A 1,417-nucleotide genomic window follows, 5' to 3' on the forward strand; every position below is an offset into this window, starting at 1 on the left:
AACATCTGCATGGCTTCCGCCATTTCGGCCAGGCGCGCGCGGCGTTCTGGCGCGGAGCCATCGCTCCTGGAGGCCTGGTAGAGCGCATCGCGCACATCCTGGGTCAGCACCGTGCGGTTCGCGGCGGCGCAGGTCCTGGCCGCCGCCAGAATCGCCTGGCGGATGGCGCTGCGATCGGCACGGGTCAGGCGCGCGTCTTCCTTTTCCTCGCCGCCGGTGATCATCAGGCGGGCGACGATCTCCATCTCGCCCAGGATGTCTCGCTGGTCGTCCTCGAGGTCGGCCTTGCTGCCCTGGACCGAGTCCGAGGCCTCGATGTCTTCGGCATCCAGGACCTTCACCTGGTCGGGACTCTCGACCAGCTTGATGGCGTCCGCGTACGGCGCCAGGCTGACCCCGGAGCCCGGGGCGAGGCGGACCCGGTGGACCGAGAGGCCAAACCGCTTGGCGAAGTCGGCCAGCAGGCCGAAACTGTTGCCCGCTTCCGCGACGAACATCCGTGGCAGGTACATGGCGAGCATCTGGCTGATGAGGTTGGTCAGGGACGCTGACTTGCCGGACCCGGTTGGCCCGAAGATGAAGCCGTGGGCATTCATCTGCCGGTCCAGCTTGTTGAACGGGTCGAAGGTCAACGGCGCACCGCCACGGTTGAACAGCGTGAAGCCAGGGTGCCCGGTACCGGTGGTGCGCCCCCAGATGGGCGACAGGTTGGCGATGTGCTGCGCGAACATCATCTGGGTGTACCACTCCAGGGCTCGCTTCTCGTTCGGATCGAAATTGCAGGGCAGCCAGCGCAGGTAGCTGTTCAGCGGTCCGACTTCGTTCTGCGGTTCGACCGGCACAAGGCCGGCGCCGAGCAGCACGTTGCTCAGGGTGATGCAGCGCTCCTCCAGCTGGGTATGGTCGCGGCCGCGCACGAACAGAGCGATCGCTCCGCGATAGAGCTTGTGCTCCCGGCCGATCAGGCGGCGAACGGTGGCCACGTCCTCGCGGGTGTGGATCGAGGCCTGGGTGTCACCAACGGCCTTTTTCGAGAGCTGCTGCAGATGCCCTTCCAGCATGTCCTGCGGCGTCACCACCATGGTGATACACAGCAGCGTGTCCTCGGGCATGCGATCGAACAGGGCGTTCAGGCCATCGCCTTTGAGCGTCTCGCCAGTGAAGTGGCCTGTCAGCGGCGCCTTGTTCAACTGGTCGACCACGATCACACGGTGCGGCATGGCATCGAAGAGCCATACGCCCTGGGTGGCATCGGAAACAGGCTGCCGATAGAACAGGTTCTGGGAGAAGTCGGTGCCGTCGGCCAGCGGCAACTCGTCCTGCAGGATCGGTTCGTCCGGCCGGCATACCAGTTCGTAGAAGCGACGTAGATCCGCATCGGTCTTGCCGAGGTGATCCGGGTGCGGGTTGAACCAGC

Annotated in this window: 1 protein-coding gene; it reads right to left on the reverse strand. The window is 65.4% G+C overall.

What is annotated here, in order from left to right; genetic code table 11:
- A partial coding sequence (locus HMPREF2924_RS22435; RefSeq protein ID WP_070700663.1) for a conjugative transfer ATPase occupies positions 1-1,417 on the reverse strand: 1,417 nt, incomplete at both ends.

The sequence above is a fragment of the Pseudomonas sp. HMSC063H08 genome (assembly GCF_001813645.1).
Classification (GTDB): Bacteria; Pseudomonadota; Gammaproteobacteria; order Pseudomonadales; family Pseudomonadaceae; genus Pseudomonas; species Pseudomonas aeruginosa.